This window comes from Citrobacter sp. MGH 55 (genome assembly GCF_016906145.1).
GTDB lineage: Bacteria > Pseudomonadota > Gammaproteobacteria > Enterobacterales > Enterobacteriaceae > Citrobacter_A > Citrobacter_A amalonaticus.
The window spans coordinates 221503-241805 of record NZ_CP070239.1 but is presented as its reverse complement, the minus strand read 5'-3'; the positions used below and the strand labels follow the sequence as shown (position 1 = coordinate 241805).

17 protein-coding genes and 1 pseudogene are annotated in these 20303 nt (G+C 54.2%); 11 read left to right on the top strand and 7 right to left on the bottom strand.

Going from position 1 to position 20303, the window contains the following annotated elements:
* The first annotated feature begins 45 nt into the window (after nucleotides 1-45).
* From JTI98_RS00995 to caiF, 5 genes are all read left to right on the top strand, one after another.
* Nucleotides 46-1053: a LacI family DNA-binding transcriptional regulator gene (locus JTI98_RS00995; protein WP_044267378.1), complete on the top strand. Its 1008-nt coding sequence runs from the start codon at nucleotides 46-48 to the stop codon at nucleotides 1051-1053.
* A gap of 133 nt (nucleotides 1054-1186) precedes the next feature.
* Complete coding sequence (gene dapB, locus JTI98_RS00990) at nucleotides 1187-2008, top strand: 4-hydroxy-tetrahydrodipicolinate reductase (protein WP_216081825.1); 822 nt, start codon at nucleotides 1187-1189, stop codon at nucleotides 2006-2008.
* A 457-nt stretch (nucleotides 2009-2465) separates the two neighbouring features.
* Nucleotides 2466-3614, top strand: coding sequence for a glutamine-hydrolyzing carbamoyl-phosphate synthase small subunit (carA, locus tag JTI98_RS00985; protein ID WP_216081824.1), 1149 nt, complete (start codon nucleotides 2466-2468; stop codon nucleotides 3612-3614).
* Between the two features lie 18 nt (nucleotides 3615-3632).
* A complete protein-coding gene (carB, locus tag JTI98_RS00980; RefSeq protein ID WP_044255587.1) occupies nucleotides 3633-6857 on the top strand; it encodes a carbamoyl-phosphate synthase large subunit in 3225 nt (1074 codons plus the stop codon).
* Between the two features lie 250 nt (nucleotides 6858-7107).
* A complete protein-coding gene (caiF, locus tag JTI98_RS00975; protein ID WP_042997987.1) occupies nucleotides 7108-7497 on the top strand; it encodes a carnitine metabolism transcriptional regulator CaiF in 390 nt (129 codons plus the stop codon).
* Between the two features lie 44 nt (nucleotides 7498-7541).
* Here the strand turns inward: caiF and caiE are convergent, their stop codons facing one another.
* The 6 genes from caiE to caiT all read right to left on the bottom strand — a co-directional run bounded on the left by caiE (nucleotide 7542) and on the right by caiT (nucleotide 14636).
* Nucleotides 7542-8138, bottom strand: a complete 597-nt coding sequence (caiE, locus tag JTI98_RS00970) for a carnitine operon protein CaiE (protein WP_216081823.1) — start codon at nucleotides 8136-8138, stop codon at nucleotides 7542-7544.
* Between the two features lie 49 nt (nucleotides 8139-8187).
* Nucleotides 8188-8973, bottom strand: a complete 786-nt coding sequence (gene caiD / locus JTI98_RS00965) for a crotonobetainyl-CoA hydratase (RefSeq protein WP_044267380.1) — start codon at nucleotides 8971-8973, stop codon at nucleotides 8188-8190.
* Nucleotides 8974-9025: 52 nt separating this feature from the next.
* Nucleotides 9026-10579 carry a crotonobetaine/carnitine-CoA ligase gene (gene caiC, locus JTI98_RS00960; RefSeq protein WP_216081822.1) on the bottom strand — a complete coding sequence of 518 codons (1554 nt, stop codon included), beginning with the start codon at nucleotides 10577-10579 and terminating at the stop codon, nucleotides 9026-9028.
* A gap of 62 nt (nucleotides 10580-10641) precedes the next feature.
* Nucleotides 10642-11859 (bottom strand): L-carnitine CoA-transferase, encoded by a 1218-nt coding sequence (caiB, locus tag JTI98_RS00955; protein ID WP_044255581.1) that lies wholly within the window; start codon nucleotides 11857-11859, stop codon nucleotides 10642-10644.
* Between the two features lie 84 nt (nucleotides 11860-11943).
* Complete coding sequence (gene caiA / locus JTI98_RS00950; RefSeq protein ID WP_042997982.1) at nucleotides 11944-13086, bottom strand: crotonobetainyl-CoA dehydrogenase; 1143 nt, start codon at nucleotides 13084-13086, stop codon at nucleotides 11944-11946.
* Nucleotides 13087-13118: 32 nt separating this feature from the next.
* Nucleotides 13119-14636 (bottom strand): L-carnitine/gamma-butyrobetaine antiporter, encoded by a 1518-nt coding sequence (gene caiT, locus JTI98_RS00945; protein ID WP_042997981.1) that lies wholly within the window; start codon nucleotides 14634-14636, stop codon nucleotides 13119-13121.
* A gap of 478 nt (nucleotides 14637-15114) precedes the next feature.
* On the opposite strand from caiT, the gene JTI98_RS00940 reads away from it, so the two are divergent.
* From JTI98_RS00940 to fixX, 4 genes are read left to right on the top strand one after another with little or no spacing between them, the layout of a single operon-like run.
* Entirely contained in the window at nucleotides 15115-15888 is a 774-nt protein-coding gene (locus tag JTI98_RS00940) for an electron transfer flavoprotein FixA (protein WP_216081821.1), read from the top strand.
* A gap of 12 nt (nucleotides 15889-15900) precedes the next feature.
* Entirely contained in the window at nucleotides 15901-16842 is a 942-nt protein-coding gene (locus JTI98_RS00935; protein ID WP_044267383.1) for an electron transfer flavoprotein subunit alpha/FixB family protein, read from the top strand.
* Nucleotides 16843-16864: 22 nt separating this feature from the next.
* Nucleotides 16865-18151, top strand: a complete 1287-nt coding sequence (locus JTI98_RS00930; protein WP_216081820.1) for an FAD-dependent oxidoreductase — start codon at nucleotides 16865-16867, stop codon at nucleotides 18149-18151.
* Nucleotides 18148-18435, top strand: a complete 288-nt coding sequence (gene fixX / locus JTI98_RS00925; protein ID WP_042997977.1) for a ferredoxin-like protein FixX — start codon at nucleotides 18148-18150, stop codon at nucleotides 18433-18435. Before JTI98_RS00930 ends, fixX begins: the two co-directional genes overlap by 4 nt.
* Here the strand turns inward: fixX and JTI98_RS21370 are convergent.
* A pseudogene (locus JTI98_RS21370) lies at nucleotides 18432-18533 on the bottom strand (hypothetical protein); the annotation flags it as partial. The gene fixX and the pseudogene JTI98_RS21370 sit on opposite strands and share 4 nt — an antisense overlap.
* 40 nt (nucleotides 18534-18573) lie before the next feature.
* On the opposite strand from JTI98_RS21370, the gene JTI98_RS00920 reads away from it, so the two are divergent.
* Both JTI98_RS00920 and JTI98_RS00915 read left to right on the top strand, forming a co-directional pair.
* A complete protein-coding gene (locus JTI98_RS00920) occupies nucleotides 18574-19905 on the top strand; it encodes an MFS transporter (protein WP_044256030.1) in 1332 nt (443 codons plus the stop codon).
* Nucleotides 19906-20007: 102 nt separating this feature from the next.
* The gene (locus JTI98_RS00915) at nucleotides 20008-20241 is read left to right on the top strand and encodes a YgdI/YgdR family lipoprotein (protein WP_044255562.1); all 234 of its coding nucleotides are present in this window, start codon (nucleotides 20008-20010) and stop codon (nucleotides 20239-20241) included.
* Nucleotides 20242-20303 lie beyond the last annotated feature (62 nt).

The following is a 20303-nucleotide window of genomic DNA, read 5'->3' as shown; positions in this document are numbered from 1 at the left end:
TTAATGAGGTTATTCGATTAACCTTTGCGAGAAACAGGAGAAGTCATGACAACCATTACCCTGGCGCAGGTTGCGGAACGCGCAGGCGTCTCCACGGCGACCGTGTCGATGGTACTGCGTAATCGGGGGCGTATTTCACAGGCAACGCGTGAACGCGTACTTAAAGCGCTGGATGATTCTGGCTATGTCTATAACCAGACCGCAGCGAATTTGCGTAATCGCAGCAGCAATCAGGTCGGGCTCTTGTTGCATGATATTACTAACCCATTTTATGGCGAGATGACGGCGGGGCTCAGTCATGAAATGGAGCGGCACGATCTGCTGTTGTTTCTGGCGAACAGCGAAGAGTCCGGCGAGCGCCAGCAAAAGTTTGTTGATTCCCTGATGCGCAATAACGCCTGCGGTATGGTGCTCTGCGCGGCGCGGGAAACACCGACCTCGTTCTTTGAAGCGCTTAAACGGCGTAATATTCCCGCAATCATGGTGGTTCGCCCGCTTAGCGATCCGGACTTTGATTTTGTCGGCACCGATAATTTTCTCGGGACGCAAATGGCAACGACCCATTTAGTTAAACTGGGGCACAAAAATATCGCCTTCATCGGCGGCAGCCCGAATTCAGGGAGCCGGGCGCAGCGCATTGGCGGATTTACCAGCACACTACTGGAATATGGCATTTCACCGAATCCGCAGTGGATCGTTGCCACTCAGGCCAGCCAGATTGATGGCGCGAAAGTGGCGGAGTCTCTGCTGATGCAACATCCACAAATTACTGCCGCAGTGTGTTATCAGGACATTGTGGCGTTGGGGGTAATGCAGGCGCTACGTAAAATGGGGCGTGAACCCGGGCGCGACTTTGCATTAGTCGGGTTCGATGATATTACCGAAGCGGCGTTGGTTCAGCCTGCGCTGACCACCGTGTCGGTCGCGGCAAAAGAGATTGGTCGTAAGGCGGGAGAGTTACTTTACAGTCGTATTCAGGGGAATGATGAGCCGGCGAAACGCATTATTCTGCCTCCGGCACTGGTGGTCAGAGAATCATGTGGTTTTCGCTGATCGTCATGTCTTTTACTGATATCTCTCGCTGTTTATCATTAAATTCTAATTATCGACGTTTTTGGCTAGCGGCATGACGACGTGCTGGTTAATCTGAAAACGATTTACATCATTTTAACGTAAGAGAATAACTATGCATGATGCACAGGTCCGTGTCGCGATAGCGGGCGCGGGTGGCCGTATGGGCCGCCAGTTAATTCAGGCAGCGCTGCAGATGGATGGCGTTGCGCTTGGTGCGGCGCTTGAGCGCGAGGGATCGTCACTGCTGGGCAGCGATGCCGGAGAACTGGCGGGTGTCGGGAAAACCGCCGTTACCGTGCAAAGTAGCCTTGAGGTAGTAAAAGATGATTTCGATGTGTTCATCGATTTTACCCGTCCGGAAGGCACGCTGAATCATCTGGCGTTTTGTCGTCAACATGGCAAAGGGATGGTCATTGGCACTACCGGTTTTGACGATGCGGGAAAACAGGCGATTCGCGATGCCGCGCAGGACATAGGCATTGTCTTCGCGGCGAACTTTAGCGTCGGTGTCAACGTGATGCTTAAGCTGCTGGAAAAGGCGGCGAAGGTGATGGGCGACTATACCGATATTGAAATCATTGAAGCGCACCACCGCCATAAAGTTGATGCGCCGTCAGGCACCGCGCTGGCGATGGGGGAGGCGATTGCCCATGCGCTGGATAAAGATCTAAAAGAATGCGCCGTCTACAGTCGCGAAGGCTACACCGGCGAACGCGTGCCGGGAACAATTGGCTTTGCCACCGTCCGCGCCGGGGACATTGTGGGCGAACATACCGCTATGTTTGCCGATATCGGCGAACGTGTCGAAATCACTCACAAAGCGTCCAGCCGTGTGACTTTTGCCAATGGTGCGGTGAGATCGGCACTTTGGGTTAGTGCAAAGAAAAATGGTCTTTTTGATATGCGAGATGTCCTTGATCTCAACAATTTATAGTTAATTATTACCTTTCGTGATGTGGTTATTGTAATCTCAATGTATTGATTACATGGGGCAATATTTTTATTGCCCTTTTATTTTACCTGTTACAGATTGCTTTCATTACAAATGGCGTAAAAATCTATCTTTTCTCTCTTTTTTACGTTGCCTGAATGTAAATTTTGACCAAGTGGTCCACTTTTTCGAAGCATGAGACTATTTTATACGCATAATTGTTCACGCAAGCGTTTTCCTGCCAGGGTTAGCTGATCTTTTTGCCTGTTAAATCCGTTGATTTCATCCTGAGTCGCAAAAGAATATAAAAAATACCGCCTTTAAGTTGACTTTTGCCTGCCTTATCTCCAGAATGCCGCCGTTTGCCAGAAATCCACGGGTAAGCAAATTTGCATTGATTCATGCTATGCGAATGCATTAATATGCAAATAAAGTGAGTGAATATTCTCTGGAGGGTGTTTTGATTAAGTCAGCGCTATTGGTTCTGGAAGACGGAACCCAGTTTCACGGTCGGGCCATAGGGGCAACAGGTTCGGCGGTTGGGGAAGTCGTTTTCAATACTTCAATGACCGGTTATCAAGAAATCCTCACTGATCCTTCCTATTCCCGCCAAATCGTTACTCTTACTTATCCCCATATCGGTAATGTCGGCACCAATGCCGCCGATGAAGAATCCTCCCAGGTCCATGCGCAAGGCCTTGTCATTCGTGACCTGCCGCTGATTGCGAGCAACTTCCGCAATACCGAAGACCTCTCTTCTTACCTGAAACGCCATAACATTGTGGCGATTGCCGATATCGATACCCGTAAGCTGACGCGTCTGCTGCGCGAGAAAGGGGCGCAAAATGGTTGCATTATCGCGGGCGATAACCCGGATGCGGCGCTGGCGCTGGAAAAAGCGAAAGCCTTCCCGGGCCTGAACGGCATGGATCTTGCCAAAGAAGTGACCACCACGGAATCTTACAGCTGGACCCAGGGGAGCTGGACGCTGGCGGGCGACCTGCCGGAAGCAAAGAAAGAAGACGAACTGCTGTTCCATGTTGTCGCCTATGACTTTGGCGCCAAGCGCAACATTTTGCGCATGCTGGTGGACAGAGGCTGTCGCCTGACGGTTGTCCCGGCAAAAACGTCGGCAGAAGATGTGCTGAAGATGAATCCGGACGGGATCTTCCTGTCGAACGGCCCTGGTGACCCGGCGCCATGCGATTACGCTATCGACGCAATTCAGAAATTCCTCCAGACCGATATTCCGGTGTTTGGCATCTGCTTAGGCCATCAGCTGCTGGCGCTGGCGAGTGGGGCAAAAACCGTGAAGATGAAATTCGGTCACCACGGTGGTAACCATCCGGTCAAAGATATCGACAACAATACGGTGATGATTACGGCCCAGAACCACGGCTTTGCGGTGGATGAAGCGTCCATGCCGGCCAATCTGCGCGTGACCCACAAGTCGCTGTTCGATGGCACCCTGCAAGGGATTCATCGCACCGACAAACCGGCATTCAGCTTCCAGGGCCACCCGGAAGCGAGCCCGGGTCCTCACGATGCCGCGCCATTGTTCGACCACTTTATCGAGTTAATTGAGCTTTACCGTCAGTCCGCGAAATAATCAGGAGTTAAGAGAGCCATGCCAAAACGTACAGACATAAAAAGTATCCTGATTCTGGGCGCGGGTCCGATTGTTATCGGTCAGGCGTGTGAGTTTGACTACTCCGGCGCGCAGGCGTGTAAAGCGCTGCGTGAAGAGGGGTACCGCGTCATTCTGGTGAACTCCAACCCCGCGACCATCATGACCGACCCGGAAATGGCCGATGCGACCTACATCGAGCCGATTCACTGGGAAGTCGTGCGCAAGATTATTGAGAAAGAGCGCCCGGACGCGGTGCTGCCGACCATGGGCGGTCAGACGGCGCTGAACTGTGCGCTGGAACTGGAGCGCCAGGGCGTGCTGGCCGAATTCGGTGTGACCATGATTGGTGCGACCGCCGATGCGATTGATAAAGCCGAAGACCGTCGTCGCTTCGATATCGCGATGAAGAAAATCGGTCTCGACACCGCGCGTTCGGGCATTGCCCATACGATGGAAGAGGCGCTGGCGGTAGCGGCTGACGTCGGCTATCCGTGCATCATCCGCCCGTCCTTTACCATGGGCGGCACCGGCGGCGGTATCGCCTACAACCGCGAAGAGTTTGAAGAAATTTGTACTCGCGGCCTGGATCTCTCCCCAACCAACGAGCTGCTGATTGATGAATCGCTGATTGGCTGGAAAGAGTACGAGATGGAAGTGGTGCGTGATAAAAACGACAACTGCATCATCGTCTGCTCTATTGAGAACTTCGACGCCATGGGCATTCACACCGGTGACTCCATCACTGTGGCACCGGCCCAGACGCTGACCGACAAAGAATATCAAATCATGCGTAACGCCTCGATGGCGGTACTGCGTGAAATCGGCGTAGAAACCGGCGGTTCAAACGTGCAGTTCGCGGTGAACCCGAAAAACGGTCGCCTGATTGTGATCGAAATGAACCCGCGCGTATCCCGTTCCTCCGCGCTGGCATCAAAAGCCACCGGCTTCCCGATTGCGAAAGTGGCGGCGAAACTGGCGGTGGGTTACACCCTTGATGAGCTGATGAATGACATCACTGGCGGTCGTACGCCGGCATCGTTCGAACCGTCCATCGACTATGTGGTCACTAAAATCCCACGCTTCAACTTCGAAAAATTCGTTGGTGCTAACGACCGTCTGACGACCCAGATGAAATCGGTCGGCGAAGTGATGGCGATTGGCCGCAGCCAGCAGGAATCTCTGCAAAAAGCGCTGCGCGGTCTGGAAGTGGGCGCCACCGGCTTTGACCCGAAAGTGAGCCTGGATGACCCGGAAGCGCTGACGAAAATCCGCCGCGAACTGAAAGACGCGGGCGCTGAGCGTATCTGGTATATCGCCGATGCCTTCCGTGCGGGCCTCTCCGTTGACGGCGTGTTCAACCTGACCAACATTGATCGCTGGTTCCTGGTTCAAATTGAAGAGCTGGTGCGTCTGGAAGAGAAAGTGGCAGAGCTGGGCATTAACGGCTTGACCCCAGACTTCCTGCGCCAGCTGAAACGCAAAGGCTTCGCCGATGCGCGTCTGGCTAAACTGGCCGGTGTCCGTGAAGCGGAAGTTCGCAAACTGCGCGATCAGTACAATCTGCACCCGGTCTACAAGCGTGTGGACACCTGCGCGGCAGAATTCGCCACCGATACCGCCTACATGTACTCCACGTATGAAGATGAGTGCGAGGCGAACCCGTCCGTTGACCGTGACAAAATCATGGTGCTTGGCGGCGGTCCAAACCGTATCGGCCAGGGGATCGAATTTGACTACTGCTGCGTACATGCCTCTCTGGCGCTGCGCGAAGACGGTTACGAAACCATCATGGTCAACTGTAACCCGGAAACGGTCTCTACTGACTATGACACTTCCGACCGCCTCTACTTTGAGCCGGTCACGCTGGAAGATGTGCTGGAAATCGTGCGCATTGAGAAGCCGAAGGGCGTGATCGTGCAGTACGGCGGCCAGACTCCGCTGAAACTGGCGCGTGCGCTGGAAGCAGCAGGCGTACCGGTTATTGGTACCAGCCCGGACGCAATTGACCGCGCAGAAGACCGTGAGCGTTTCCAGCATGCGGTGGACCGTCTGAAGCTGAAACAACCGGCCAACGCCACCGTGACGGCTATCGAACAGGCTGTCGAAAAAGCGAAAGAGATTGGTTACCCGCTGGTGGTGCGTCCGTCCTACGTGCTGGGCGGCCGGGCGATGGAAATTGTCTACGACGAAGCTGATCTGCGCCGCTACTTCCAGACCGCCGTTAGCGTTTCCAACGACGCGCCGGTTCTGCTCGACCGCTTCCTGGATGACGCGGTTGAAGTGGACGTTGACGCCATCTGCGACGGTGAAATGGTGCTGATTGGCGGCATCATGGAACACATCGAACAAGCGGGCGTCCACTCGGGTGACTCTGCCTGTTCTCTGCCGGCCTACACGCTGAGCCAGGAAATTCAGGATGTGATGCGCCAGCAGGTACAGAAACTGGCCTTCGAACTGCAGGTTCGCGGTCTGATGAACGTCCAGTTTGCAGTGAAAGATAACGAAGTCTACCTGATTGAAGTGAATCCACGTGCGGCGCGTACCGTACCGTTCGTCTCTAAAGCGACCGGCGTACCGCTGGCGAAAGTGGCGGCGCGTGTGATGGCCGGTAAATCGCTGACCGAACAGGGCGTGACCAAAGAAATTATCCCGCCGTACTACTCGGTGAAAGAAGTGGTGCTGCCGTTCAACAAATTCCCGGGCGTCGACCCGCTGTTAGGGCCAGAAATGCGCTCCACCGGGGAAGTGATGGGCGTGGGGCGTACCTTTGCGGAAGCGTTCGCCAAGGCGCAACTGGGCAGCAGTTCTACCATGAAAAAACAGGGCCGTGCGCTGCTCTCCGTACGTGAGGGCGACAAAGAGCGTGTGGTTGACCTGGCGGCGAAACTGCTGAAGCAGGGCTTTGAACTGGACGCCACCCACGGTACCGCGATTGTGCTGGGTGAAGCAGGTATCAACCCACGCCTGGTGAACAAGGTGCATGAAGGTCGTCCGCACATTCAGGACCGTATCAAGAATGGCGAATACACCTACATCATCAACACCACCGCAGGGCGTCGCGCCATTGAAGACTCCAGGGTGATTCGCCGTAGCGCACTACAGTACAAAGTGCACTACGACACCACGCTGAACGGCGGCTTTGCCACCGCGATGGCGCTGAATGCCGATGCAACAGAGAAAGTCATCTCCGTTCAGGAAATGCACGCGCAAATTAAAAAATAAGCGGCGGCATCATTTGCCCCGGTTTTAAAAACGGCTCCGGAAACGGAGCCGTTTTTTTATGCACTCAGTTCATTCCTGGAGATATATTGCGCAACAGGACAATTTTCATTGTAACAAGCAAGATTTGGCTCACACTAATGCGCCGCTAAGTTGCTTACTATCATTGAATCCCACAATTTAAATAGGGTCTTGTTTTGTATTTTTACGGACAGGGCATAACAAGATTTTTAATTTGTGAAATGGTGTGCTTATGTGTGAAAAATATGTTGAAAAGCCGCTTTATCTGTTAATTGCCGATTGGGTGATGGCAGAAAAGCGTTGGGTAAGTGCGAAAGAGATCGCGAAGCACTTTAATATGGATCACTGCAAAGCGATCAATACCGTCTCTTATATTCTCGCTGAGGTCGGGGAGATTAATTGCGAGACTAAGACTATCCCTAATCAACTGGAAGGTCGTGGATGTCAGTGTCAGCGCCTGGTCAGAGTGACGCATATTGATCCACAGCTGTATGCCCGCCTTGGGCATAGCGCGCAGGTGAAGATGGTCAGCAAATCGCCGCGGATGTCGGCGGTGCCGCCATCAGAACTAAACCGCGAGCAAAAATGGCAGATGATGTTGTCAAAAAGTATGCGTCGATAAGTTCGGTTTTGCCGGATGGTGCCTTGCGCCGCCATCCGGCATGATTACATGGCCGATTTAGGCTTCACCTCCGTTGTGCCCTTCAGGCGCGGCCGGTTTGCTTCAACCGCCGTTAATGGCAACGTTTCCCGTAGCGATGCCCGACAGCGTACGGCGAGATCCTGATATTCCTGAGTATTCAGCCGCTTCCAGTGCAGTTCCTGTTCGCTGACCTCACGCATGACGCGGGCTGGCGTGCCGACCAGCAACTGTCGTGTGGCGCCAGTGAATCCGGCTTTGACGAAACTCATGGCGGCGACAATGCTTTCGTCGCCGATCACCGCACCGTCCATGATCACGCTGTTCATGCCGACCAGTGCGTCCCGGCCTATCACGCAACCGTGCAGGATAGCACCGTGTCCGATGTGTCCATTCTCGCGTACCACCGTGTCCGTATCGCAGTAGCCATGCATAATGCAGCCATCCTGAAGGTTGGATCCCGCTTCAAGGATTAAGCGGCCATAGTCCCCGCGCAGTGAGGCGAGCGGGCCGACGTATACGCCAGCCCCTACGATGACATCGCCAATCAGTACTGCGCTGGGATGCACATACGCCTCGGGATGGACCACGGGAATTAAGCCTTCAAAGGCGTAAAAACTCATCGACATTCCTCAATTGTTTTTTGCCGGATAAGCGCAGCGCCATAAGGCATTAGCGTCCTTTCCAGACCGGATCGCGTTTTTCAGCAAACGCCTGCGGCCCTTCGAGCGCATCTTCGGAGTGCAGCACGGACGGATAGTGTTTCAGCACGCCGCTGCGGATGAAACGATAAGCCTCTTCCACTGGCATTTCACTGGTTGTGCGGTAAATCTCTTTCAGCGCGGCGATGGCCAGTGGTGCGCTGTTCACCAGCTGTTGTGCCAGTTCACGCGCGCTGTCCATCAGTTCCTGTTGGCTGACCACGCGATTGACGATCCCCCAGCGCAGCGCTTCGTCTGCATCCATGCGTCTGCCGGTCATGATCATTTCATTGACGATGGCCGGGGGCAGTATTTTCGGCAGACGCAGGACGCCGCCGCTGTCCGGTACGATGCCAAGTTTGGCTTCAGGGAGGGCAAAGCTGGCGTTATCAGCACAGACAATAAAGTCTGCGGCCAGCGCCAGTTCAAAGCCACCGCCGAATGCATAGCCATTGACGGCAGCGATCACCGGTTTGTCGAGATTGAAGATTTCAGTCAGGCCAGCGAATCCGCCAGGGCCAAAATCGGCGTCTGGTGCTTCACCTTCCGCCGCGGCTTTTAAATCCCAACCGGCGGAAAAAAACTTCTCGCCTGCGCCGGTGACAATCGCCACGCGCAGTTCGGGATCGTCACGAAAATTAAGAAAAACCTCACCCATCTGGAAACTGGTTTTGGCATCGATCGCATTTGCTTTTGGTCGATCCAATATAATTTCCAGAATCGATCCGTTGCGGGTTAAATGTAAAGATTCACTCATGGTTCATCTCCAAAAATAGGATGTCTGGCAGGGGTTATTCCTGCCTGTAGGGTTATTTCAGGTTTTTTTTGATTATTTTTCCTGAACAATTTCGCGGCAGGTCGGTTCTAATCTCCATAATTGAAGGGACTTTAAATTTCGCCATATTTTTTTCGCAGAAGCTGAAAAACTCTTCTTCACTGAGTGTTTCACCCTCGTTGAGTACCACAAAGGCTTTTATCGCTTCGTCACGAATTGAATCGTTAATTCCAATAACGACGATGTCCTGAATTTTGGGGTGTGCCGAAATAATATTTTCCAGCTCCACGCAGGAGACGTTTTCTCCCCCTCGTTTAATCATGTTGCAGCGGCGATCGACAAAATAGAAAAAACCGTCTTCGTCGCGATAGCCGGAATCACCGGTATGCAGCCAGCCGTTCGGCTCGAGCGCTTTGGCGGTGGCATCCGGCCTGCCGTAGTACTCTTTGAAAATCGTTTTACCCGGCACGCCCTTAATACAGATTTCCCCAATTTCACCGGCGGGCAGCGCACGGTTTTGCTCATCGCGAATTTCTGCTTCGTAACAAAAGCCGGGGCGTCCAATAGAGGGCCAGCGTCGCTTATCACCGGGGCGATCGCCGATGATGCCGACAATGGTTTCCGTCATGCCGTAAGAGGTCAGCAGACGCACACCGAAGCGTTCAACAAATGCATCTTTTTCCTGCACTGACAGGTTGAGGTAATACATCACTTCCCGTAAACAGTGCTCTCTGTCCAACGATGAGGCGGGTTGAACCATCAGCGTTCTGATCATCATCGGGATGCATTCCGTGACGGTCGCGCGGTATTTACGCACTTGTCCCCAGAAAGCGCGGGCGCTGTATTTCTCTATCAGCACAAAGGTTGCGCCCGCCGAGAAGGCGGCCATGGCGGCAGTGCACTGGCAGTCGATGTGAAACGCAGGCATGACCGTCAGGTAAACATCGTCATCACGCAGGGCGCATTGCCACGACGAGTAGTAGCCGGCAAAACGCAGGTTGTAATGGGTGATCACCACGCCTTTAGGGCGGGAAGTGGTGCCGGAGGTAAACAGGATCTCGGCCATGTCGTCCGTGGACAACGGTGGGGTATAGCGCAATGTCGTCGGCTGCTGATCCTTCAGCGTCGTGAAATGGCTTACGCCGTCAGCGATCGGCAACGCCTCACCAATCAGGCAGATATGGCTAAGCGGCGTCGTCTCATCCTGTTGGATCTGCCGATACATCGGATAAAAAGCGGCGCTGGTTACCAGCAACTGAACGTCACTGTTTTGCAGGATCCACGCGCTTTCTTCACGCAGCAGACGGGCATTGATCGGCACCATGACCGCACCAATTTTCGCCAGCCCGAACCAGCAAAAGAAAAACTCCGGGCAGTTATCCAGATGCAGGGCGACCTTATCACCTTTGCGAATGCCCAATGAGTGGAAAAGGTTTGCCGTCCGATTGATTTCCTCGTTAAGCGAGGCGTAGCTGTACTGGCGCACGTCCCCTTCGCTGGATTCGCAAATCAGCGCTGTTTTACTGCCATAAACTTCGGCCAGATCGTCCCACATCTGGCGTAAGTGTTGTCCGCCAACGATATCCATTGCACTCCTGTCCATTTTCACAGGCGTTGTGCTAACCGGGCGAGCCGGTCAGCATTTCGCATTTAGTTCTCAACTTTGGCCAGACCCTTACTGACCAGTTCCTTAATGTCTGCGTCGTTGTAACCGATATTTTTCAGAATGGCGGCAGTGTCCATGCCGTGCGACGGCATGCCGCGCCAGATTTTCCCCGGATTGTTTTTGAATTTCGGCATGACGTTTGGCCCTTTGCAGGTGCGGCCATCCATCGTTTGCCACTGGGTAATGGATTCGCGGGCAACGTACTGCGGATTGCCTTCCAGCTCCGGAATGGTCAGCACTTTGGCGCAGGCGATATTCAGCTCGGCGAAACGCGCCTGCACTTCCTCGATGGTGTGTGCGGCCAGCCACGCATCCAGTTTTTCTTCGACCAGCGGTCCGTACGGGCACTCGACGCGGTGAATCAGTTGTGTTCCTTCCGGCACTTCCGGCGTACCGAGAATGTGCGCCAGACCGATGTCTTTAAAGCATTCGGTGACCTGGGTAATCCCGACCAGCTCCATCACGATGTAACCGTCGGCGCATTTATACAGCCCACAACCGGCGTAATAGGGGTCTTTACCTTTGGTCATGCGCGGGCAAATTTCACCGCCGTTGAAGTAATCCATCATGAAATACTGACCCATGCGCAGCATCACTTCGTACATCGCCACATCGATACTTTCGCCTTTGCCGGTTTCCCGCACCTTATGCAGTGCCGCCAGCGCGGCCGTGGTGGCCGTCATGCCGGAGAAGTAGTCGGCGGTGTAGGGGAACGCGGGCATCGGCTGATCAACGTCGCCGTTTTGGATCAGATAACCGCTGAAGGCCTGAGCGATGGTGTTATAGGCCGGAAGGTTGGTGTACTCCTCGGTACCGTACTGACCGAAGCCAGACAGGTGAGCGATAACCAGTTTCGGGTTATGTTGCCACAGAACCTCATCGGTAATTCCACGACGGGCAAACGCCGGACCTTTACTGGCTTCAATGAAGATATCGGTGGTTTCCATCAGTTTCAGAAACGCTTCCCGACCTTCATCTTTAAAAATATTCAGCGAGAGCGCGTGCAAATTACGCCGCGACAGCTGCGGATAGTTTGGCTGAACACGGATGGTATCGGCCCAGGCGACGTTCTCAATCCAGATAACTTCGGCGCCCCACTCGGCAAACATCTGACCGGCGAACGGCCCGGCGATTTCGATCCCGGAGAAGACAACCCGCAGCCCGGCAAGCGGCCCAAAAGCAGGCATTGGTAGACGATCCATAAAATGCTCCTGATAAATTTGTAGGCCTGATAAGACGCAAAGCATTGGCCCGGTAAGCGCAGCGCCACCGGGCATGTCGCTGTCTTAACGGTATTGTTTCAGCACGGCACGACCGAGCGTCAGGATCTGCATTTCGTCAGAGCCGCCGGATACGCGGTCAACGCGCAGGTCACGCCAGAAGCGGGTGATGCGGTGGTTACCCGCAATCCCAACACCACCGAGAACCTGCATGGAGGTGTCCACGACTTCAAACGCCGCGTTGGCGCAGAAGTATTTACACATCGCCGCATCACCCGAGGTGATGGTACCGTTATCGGCTTTCCATGCCGCTTCTAACAGCATGTTTTTCATGGAGTTTAATTTGATCGCCATATGGGCGAACTTCTCCTGGATCAACTGGAAACGACCGATCGTTTCGCCAAACTGCACACGCTGGTTGGCGTAGCGCGCCGCATCTTCAAAGGCGCACATTGCTGTACCGTAGTTGGTGAGGGCTACCAGGAAACGTTCGTGGTCGAACTCTTCTTTTACGCGGTTAAAGCCGTTACCTTCCCGACCGAACATGTCTTTTTCGTCCAGCTCGACATCGTCAAAGTTGATTTCACAGCAGCTGTCCATGCGCAGACCCAACTTCTCAAGTTTGTTGACCTTGATGCCGGGTTTACTCATGTCGACAAACCATTCGGTATAGACAGGTTTATCCGGGGAAGCGCCGTCTCTTGCCATCACCACGATATAAGGGGTGTAGGCGCTACTGGTGATAAAACACTTACTACCATTAAGATAAACCTTACCATTTTTGCGGGTATAAGTGGTTTTCAGACTACCAACATCCGATCCCGCTCCCGGTTCGGTGATGGCGGAGTTCCACATTTGTTTCCCGGTTCCCTGGAACGCCATGATTTTATCGATCTGCTCCTGGGTGCCTTCGCGAAGGAAGGTATTAAACCCGCCCGGCAGCTGATACAGCACGTACGTAGGCGCACCGAGGCGTCCCAGTTCCATCCAGACGGCAGCCACGGTGACGAATCCGGCTTCCAGGCCGCCATGTTCTTCCGGGATCAGCAGGCTATCGATGCCCATGTCCGCCAGCGCTTTCACGAAACGCTCCGGATACACGCTGTCGCGATCGCATTCGGCAAAATAGGCTTCCCAGTTCTCACTGGCCATCAGTTCACGAATACCGGCGACAAACAGTTCCTGCTCATCATTGAAATTGAAATCCATCTTCTAACCTCTATGTCATGGGGTAATTAGGTTTATTTATCTTTCCAGTGCACTTTGGCGTCTTTGATAAAGGAGAGCGTCACCATAATGTTGACGAAGAACAGCGGGCAGCCCCCGGCGATAATCGCGGTTTGTATTGGCTTCAGGCCGCCGAGTGCCAGCAGCACGATGCCAATCACGCCGACCAGCACTGACCAGCCGATACGCACCAGTAACGGCGGCTCTTCGCCATCGCGCACTTCACGACAGGTCGACATTGCCAGGGTGTAAGAGCAGGCGTTGATCAGCGTAACGGTGGCAATAAAGCAGAGAATAAAGAATCCCCACATCGTGGCGGTGCTGAGCGGCAGGGCGGCCCAGGTTTCGATAATCGCGCGCGGCACGCCGTGATCGGCAATCAGTTGCGGGATGTTGATGATGTTTTTATCCATCAACAGCAGAGTGTTACTGCCCAGTACCGTCCACAGGATCCAGGTGGAGGCGGTCAGGCCCAGCACCATGCCAAAGCACAGTTCACGCACGGTACGACCGCGAGAGATACGCGCCAGGAAGATGCTCATCTGAATGGCGTAAATCACCCACCACGCCCAGTAGAAGACCGTCCAGCCCTGTGGGAAACCGCCTTTGGCGATCGGGTCGGTGTAGAACAGCATGCGCGGCAGATACATCAGCAGCGTCCCGACGGAGTCGGTGAAGTAGTTCATAATGAAGCTGGCGCCGCTGACGATGAACACCCAGCCGAGCATCAGGAAGCTCAGATAGCTGCGCACGTCACTGGCGATCCTGACCCCTTTTTGCAGGCCGCAGGCCACGCAAATGGCGTTAAGAATGATCCAGCAGGTAATGATGATCGCATCCAGTTGCAGCGTGTGCGGGATACCAAACAGGTACTGCATACATTCGGTGACCAGCGGCGTCGCCAGCCCAAGGCTGGTGCCCATCGCGAAGATCAGTGCGACCAGATAGAAGTTATCAATGATGGTGCCTAACAGACCTTTGGCGTGCTTTTCGCCGACCAGCGGCACCAGCGTGGAGCTGGGACGAATGACGTCCATCTTGCGCACAAAGAAGAAGTAGGCGAAGGCCACGGAGAGGAAGCTATAAGTCGCCCACGGCAGCGGTCCCCAGTGAAACAGGCTGTAAGCGAGGCCAATCTCTTTCGCTCCGGTGGAGTTAGGTTCCAGGCCAAACGGCGGCGTGGAGATGTAGTAGTAAATCTCTATCGATCCCCAGAACAGCACGGCGGCAGAAGTACAAGAGGCGAACATCATGAAGATCCAGCTGGCGGTGCTGAACTCCGGTTTCTCGTCACCTAATTTCTTTTTCGCGTAGGGACCAAACACCAGCCAGAACCAGCCGATGAGCATAATGACCATATACCACTCAAATGCCCATCCCCAGACATTGGTGACATAACTAAAGACGGCATTAATAACGACATTTGCGGCATCGAGATCGCGTACCGTTAGCCAGCAAAGTATTCCGACGATTATTAGCGGCGGGAAAAAAACCTTTGGCTCAATTCCAGACTTTCTCTTTTCATTTTTCATGAGTGAATTCCAGGTTGAAAACGAAATTTATTTAGCGTTCCCGTTTGTTTTATTTTTGTTTATTTTTATTAAATATTTGTTGATACCCGTTTAACCTCAGGACGCGTTGGCGAGTAACTCATAATGGGTATTCGTTTTGCGGCATTCTGTAATCTTCGTCACACTTTTTGTTTGGGGTGTTTTGGTGCGGACAGCCCTTAAAAATGTATATTTATCATTTAGTTATATTCTAATTTGTTGGGTTTTTCACCGTTTGGCGTTCAATATTGGTGATCTGCCAGACAATATTGAAAATATTTCTTTTGGACGTCGGATTTCAATATTGGTGAGGTGCTTAACAATATTGAAAGTTGCGAATATCAGTGTGTGACATTTTCAATATTGGTGATTATGGTTTTATTTCCGAATTAAAGAGCGTGATATCTGTATTTAACACCGCCGATATATATACGTTTCCTTCATGATTTCTGGAGATGCAATGAAGATAATTACTTGCTACAAGTGCGTACCTGATGAACAGGATATTGTCGTCAATCACGCAGATGGTTCATTAGATTTCAGCAAAGCAGATGGCAAAATCAGCCAGTACGACCTGAATGCGATTGAAGCGGCTTGCCAACTGAAACAGCAGGCCAGCGACGTGCAGGTGATCGCCCTGAGCGTGGGCGGCAAGGCGTTAACCAACGCGAAAGGGCGTAAGGATGTCCTCTCCCGCGGCCCGGATGAACTGGTGGTCGTCATTGACGATCGGTTAGAGCAGGCATTGCCACAGCAAACCGCGGCAGCGCTGGCTGCTGCCGCGCAAAAGTCGGGTTTTGATCTGATTCTCTGCGGCGACGGTTCCTCCGATCTCTACGCCCAGCAGGTCAGCCTGCTGGTAGGCGAAACGCTGAACATTCCCGCCATCAACGGCGTGAGCAAGATCCTCTCACTGACGGAAAGTACGCTGACCGTTGAACGTGAACTGGAAGATGAAATTGAAACGCTGAGCATTCCGCTGCCGGCGGTCGTGGCCGTTTCCACCGATATTAACTCTCCACAAATACCATCGATGAAAGCCATTCTGGGGGCGGCGAAAAAACCGGTTCAGGTCTGGTCAGCGGCGGACATTGGCTTTAGCGCCGGGGACGCCTGGTCCACGCAAACGGTGGCCGCACCGAAACAACGTGAGCGCCAGCGCATTGTGATTGAAGGCGATGGTGAAGAACAGATCGCTGCGTTTGCCGATAGTCTGCGCAAAATCATTAATTAAGAAGGGGATGTTATGAGCAAGTTTTCCAGCGTCTGGGTATTCAGCGATACCGCGTCTCGCCTGCCGGAACTGATGAGCGGCGCGCAGATTTTAGGTGAACAGATTAACGCATTTGTGCAAAGCGCCGATGAGGCAACCACGGCCATTCAGTTGGGCGCACATCACGTCTGGCAACTGAGCGGCAAGCCGGACGATCGTATGGTGGAAGATTATGCGGACGTGATGGCACAGACCGTTCGTCAACAGGGTGATTCTGGCCTGTTGCTGCTGCCCAACACCCGTCGCGGCAAACTGCTGGCGGCAAAACTGGGCTATCGCCTTGCCGCAGCGGTTTCTAATGATGCCAGCACCGTGACGCAGCAGGATGGCCGGGCGACGGTCAAACACATGGTGTATGGCGGCCTGGCGATGGGCGAAGAGACGCTCTCCACGCCGTTTGCGGTACTGACACTCAGCAGCGGCACTTTTGAGGCGCAACAGCCTGATGCGACCCGCAGCGGCGAGACGCACAGCGTAGCCTGGCAGGCGCCGGGAATTACCGTCACGCGCACTGCCACGCAACCACGTCAGAGTAACAGCGTCGATCTCGATAAAGCCCGGCTGGTGGTCAGCGTGGGACGCGGTATCGGCAGCAAAGAGAATATCTCACTGGCGCAAGCGCTGTGTCAGGCCATTGGCGCGGAGCTGGCCTGTTCGCGTCCGGTCGCCGAAAACGAGAAGTGGATGGAGCATGAGCGCTATGTCGGGATCTCGAATCTGATGCTCAAGCCGGAACTGTATCTGGCGGTGGGGATCTCCGGGCAGATCCAGCACATGGTGGGGGCAAACGGCGCGCAGACTATTTTTGCCATCAACAAAGACAAAAATGCGCCGATATTTCAGTACGCGGATTACGGCATTGTCGGCGATGCGCTGAAAATCCTGCCCGCGCTGACGACCGCACTGGCACGCTAACCCATTCAGGCAGGGAGTACGTATGTCCGAAGATATCTTTGATGCCATCATCGTGGGCGCGGGGCTTGCCGGTTCCGTCGCCGCCCTGGTGCTCGCCCGCGAAGGGGCCCAGGTGTTGGTTATCGAGCGCGGAAATTCCGCTGGCGCGAAGAATGTCACCGGTGGGCGCATCTATGCTCACAGTCTGGAGCGCATTCTTCCAGGCTTTGCTCAGCAGGCCCCTGTTGAACGGGTCATTACCCATGAAAAGCTCGCCTTTATGACCGATAACGGGGCGATGACCGTGGACTATCTCAACGGTGAAAAGGCTGGCCCGTCGCAGGTCTCTTATTCGGTGTTGCGCAGTAAATTTGACGCCTGGCTGATGGAGCAGGCGGAAGAGGCGGGCGCGCAGTTGATCACCGGGATCCGCGTGGATAACGTCGTGCAGCGCGATGGCAAAGTCGTTGGTGTAGAAGCGGACGGCGACATCATCGAATCGAAAGTGGTGATCCTCGCCGATGGCGTCAACTCCCTGCTGGCGGAAAAACTGGGAATGGCAAAACGCGTTGAGGCCGCGCACGTGGCGGTCGGCGTGAAAGAGCTGATCGAACTGCCGAAATCGGTGATTGAAGATCGCTTCCAGTTGCAGGGTAACGAAGGGGCGGCCTGTCTGTTCGCGGGATCGCCCACGCATGGCCTGATGGGCGGTGGCTTCCTGTATACCAACGAAAACACCCTGTCACTGGGGCTGGTATGCGGGCTTCATCATCTGAAAGAGGCGAAAAAATCGGTCCCGCAAATGCTGGAAGATTTCAAACAGCATCCGGCCGTTGCCCCGCTGATCGCGGGTGGCAAGCTGGTGGAGTACGCGGCACACGTGGTGCCGGAAGCAGGGATGAACATGCAGCCTGAGCTGATGGGCGACGGCGTGCTGATTGCGGGCGACGCGGCGGGTATGTGTATGAATCTCGGCTTCACGATTCGCGGGATGGATCTCGCGGTGGCAGCAGGTGAAGCGGCGGCGAAAACGGTGCTTTCCGCCATGCAAAGCAACGACTTTAGCCGTCAGGGGCTGGCGGAATATCGCCAGCATCTCGACAACGGTCCGATGCGCGATATGCGTATGTACCAGCGGTTGCCGGCGTTCCTCGATAACCCGCGCATGTTCACCCACTACCCGGAAATGGTTGTTGGTATCGCCCGTGACCTCTTTACCGTCGATGGCAGCGCGCCGGTGCCGATGCGTAAGACGATCCTGCGCCATGCGAAGAAAGTGGGCTTCATCAACCTGATGAAGGATGGCATTAAAGGAGTGACCGTATTATGACTTCTCCCGTCAACGTAGACGTCAAGCTGGGCGTCAACAAATTCAATGTCGATGAAGAGCATCCGCACATCATCATGAAAACCGCGCCGGATAAGCAGGTGCTGGAAGTGTTGATCAAAGCCTGTCCAGCCGGGTTATACAAAAAGCAGGATGACGGCAGCGTGCGCTTTGATTATGCCGGATGCCTGGAGTGCGGAACGTGTCGAATTCTCGGACTTGATACGGCGCTGGAAAAATGGGAGTACCCACGCGGCACCTTTGGCGTGGAGTTTCGTTACGGTTAATGAGTACAGGTATACGCTCCACTGCCGGATGGCGGCGAAAACGCCTTATCCGGCCTACGGGGATAAGTAGGCCTGATAAGCGCAGCGCCATCAGGCAGTTAAGCACTAATGCCGAATGTCGGCAAACAGGACATTGCCATGCAACAGCCCAGGAACTTTGATGACATCCAGTTCTCCTCTATTCACCGCAGGATCATGCTGTGGGGAAGCGGTGGACCGTTTCTGGACGGTTATGTGCTGGTGATGATTGGCGTCGCGCTGGAACAGCTCACACCTGCGCTGAAGCTGGATGCTGAGTGGATTGGCCTGTTGGGCGCGGGGACGCTGGCCGGGCTGTTTGTCGGCACCTCTTTGTTTGGTTATATCTCGGACAAAGTGGGGCGGCGCAAAATGTTTCTTATCGATATCATCGCTATTGGGGTGATATCGGTGGCCACTATGTTTGTCTCATCCCCGGTTGAACTGCTGGTGATGCGGGTGCTGATTGGTGTGGTGATTGGTGCGGATTATCCCATTGCCACCTCGATGATCACCGAATTTTCCAGTACCCGCCAACGTGCCTTCTCTATAAGCTTTATTGCGGCGATGTGGTACGTCGGCGCGACCTGCGCCGATCTGGTTGGTTACTGGCTCTATGACGTCGAGGGCGGCTGGCGCTGGATGCTGGGCAGCGCGGCGATCCCTTGTCTGTTGATCCTGATTGGTCGCTTCGATCTGCCCGAGTCTCCGCGCTGGCTGTTGCGTAAAGGCCGGGTCAAAGAGTGTGAAGCGATGATGATCAAGCTGTTCGGCGAGCCGGTTGCGTTCGATGAAGACACAGCGCAGGAGACGCGCTTTTTACAATTGTTTAATCGTCGCCACTTCCCGTTTGTGCTGTTTGTCGCCGCGATCTGGACCTGTCAGGTGATCCCGATGTTTGCCATTTACACCTTTGGTCCGCAGATCGTCGGCCTGTTGGGACTGGGGGCCGGGAAGAGCGCAGCGCTGGGGAATGTGGTGATCAGCCTGTTCTTTATGCTGGGCTGTATTCCGCCAATGTTCTGGCTGAACAGCGCGGGGCGGAGGCCGCTGCTGATTGGCAGCTTCGTGATGATGACGCTGGCGTTGGCGGTGCTGGGGCTGATCCCGGAAATGGGGATCTGGCTGGTGGTGACGGCATTCGCGGTGTACGCCTTTTTCTCTGGCGGACCGGGGAATTTGCAATGGCTCTATCCCAATGAACTGTTCCCGACCGACATTCGCGCCTCCGCAGTGGGGGTTATCATGTCGTTGAGTCGTATCGGTACCATCCTCTCGACCTGGGCGCTGCCTATTTTCATTACTAAATATGGCATTAGTCAGGTGATGCTGATGGGGGCGGGGATCTCGTTGGTCGGGTTGCTGGTCTCCATTGCCTTCGCGCCAGAAACGCGCGGTCTGACGCTTGCCCAGACCAGTACGATGACGATTCGCAGGAAACCGTTGTGTTAAGGTGAGTCTTCAGAGTGTTCTGTATTTCCTCTCGACCTCAGTCAGTGCGTCTACAGTTAGTGGGTATATCACTGAAAATGACTGAAAAGCAGGGAGAACACCATGCAAAAGAAACTATTAATCGCTTCCCTTTTTGCCGCAGCAACCGTCTTTACTCTTGCAGGCTGCTCCTCGAACCAGGCAGTGCGTACGACCGATGGCCGAACCATTGTCACCGACGGTAAACCGCAGGTGGACGATGACACGGGCCTGGTCTCCTACAAAAATGCCGAAACGGGTCAGACGGAGCAAATTAACCGCGATCAGGTGAAAAATATGAGCGAGCTGGATAACTAGTTCAATTTTCCCCATTCATCCGCTCAATAATATTCACTATTAGCCTGTTGGTTTACTGACTT

Excerpts from the sequence above, each read along its gene's own strand:
- JTI98_RS00995 (WP_044267378.1), top strand. The coding sequence starts at position 46 with ATGACAACCATTACCCTGGCGCAGGTTGCGGAACGCGCAGGCGTCTCC.
- dapB (WP_216081825.1), top strand. The coding sequence starts at position 1,187 with ATGCATGATGCACAGGTCCGTGTCGCGATAGCGGGCGCGGGTGGCCGT.
- carB (WP_044255587.1), top strand. The coding sequence starts at position 3,633 with ATGCCAAAACGTACAGACATAAAAAGTATCCTGATTCTGGGCGCGGGT.
- caiF (WP_042997987.1), top strand. The coding sequence starts at position 7,108 with ATGTGTGAAAAATATGTTGAAAAGCCGCTTTATCTGTTAATTGCCGAT.
- caiE (WP_216081823.1), bottom strand. The coding sequence starts at position 8,138 with ATGAGTTTTTACGCCTTTGAAGGCTTAATTCCCGTGGTCCATCCCGAG.
- caiD (WP_044267380.1), bottom strand. The coding sequence starts at position 8,973 with ATGAGTGAATCTTTACATTTAACCCGCAACGGATCGATTCTGGAAATT.
- caiC (WP_216081822.1), bottom strand. The coding sequence starts at position 10,579 with ATGGATATCGTTGGCGGACAACACTTACGCCAGATGTGGGACGATCTG.
- caiB (WP_044255581.1), bottom strand. The coding sequence starts at position 11,859 with ATGGATCGTCTACCAATGCCTGCTTTTGGGCCGCTTGCCGGGCTGCGG.
- caiA (WP_042997982.1), bottom strand. The coding sequence starts at position 13,086 with ATGGATTTCAATTTCAATGATGAGCAGGAACTGTTTGTCGCCGGTATT.
- caiT (WP_042997981.1), bottom strand. The coding sequence starts at position 14,636 with ATGAAAAATGAAAAGAGAAAGTCTGGAATTGAGCCAAAGGTTTTTTTC.
- JTI98_RS00940 (WP_216081821.1), top strand. The coding sequence starts at position 15,115 with ATGAAGATAATTACTTGCTACAAGTGCGTACCTGATGAACAGGATATT.
- JTI98_RS00935 (WP_044267383.1), top strand. The coding sequence starts at position 15,901 with ATGAGCAAGTTTTCCAGCGTCTGGGTATTCAGCGATACCGCGTCTCGC.
- JTI98_RS00930 (WP_216081820.1), top strand. The coding sequence starts at position 16,865 with ATGTCCGAAGATATCTTTGATGCCATCATCGTGGGCGCGGGGCTTGCC.
- fixX (WP_042997977.1), top strand. The coding sequence starts at position 18,148 with ATGACTTCTCCCGTCAACGTAGACGTCAAGCTGGGCGTCAACAAATTC.
- JTI98_RS00920 (WP_044256030.1), top strand. The coding sequence starts at position 18,574 with ATGCAACAGCCCAGGAACTTTGATGACATCCAGTTCTCCTCTATTCAC.
- JTI98_RS00915 (WP_044255562.1), top strand. The coding sequence starts at position 20,008 with ATGCAAAAGAAACTATTAATCGCTTCCCTTTTTGCCGCAGCAACCGTC.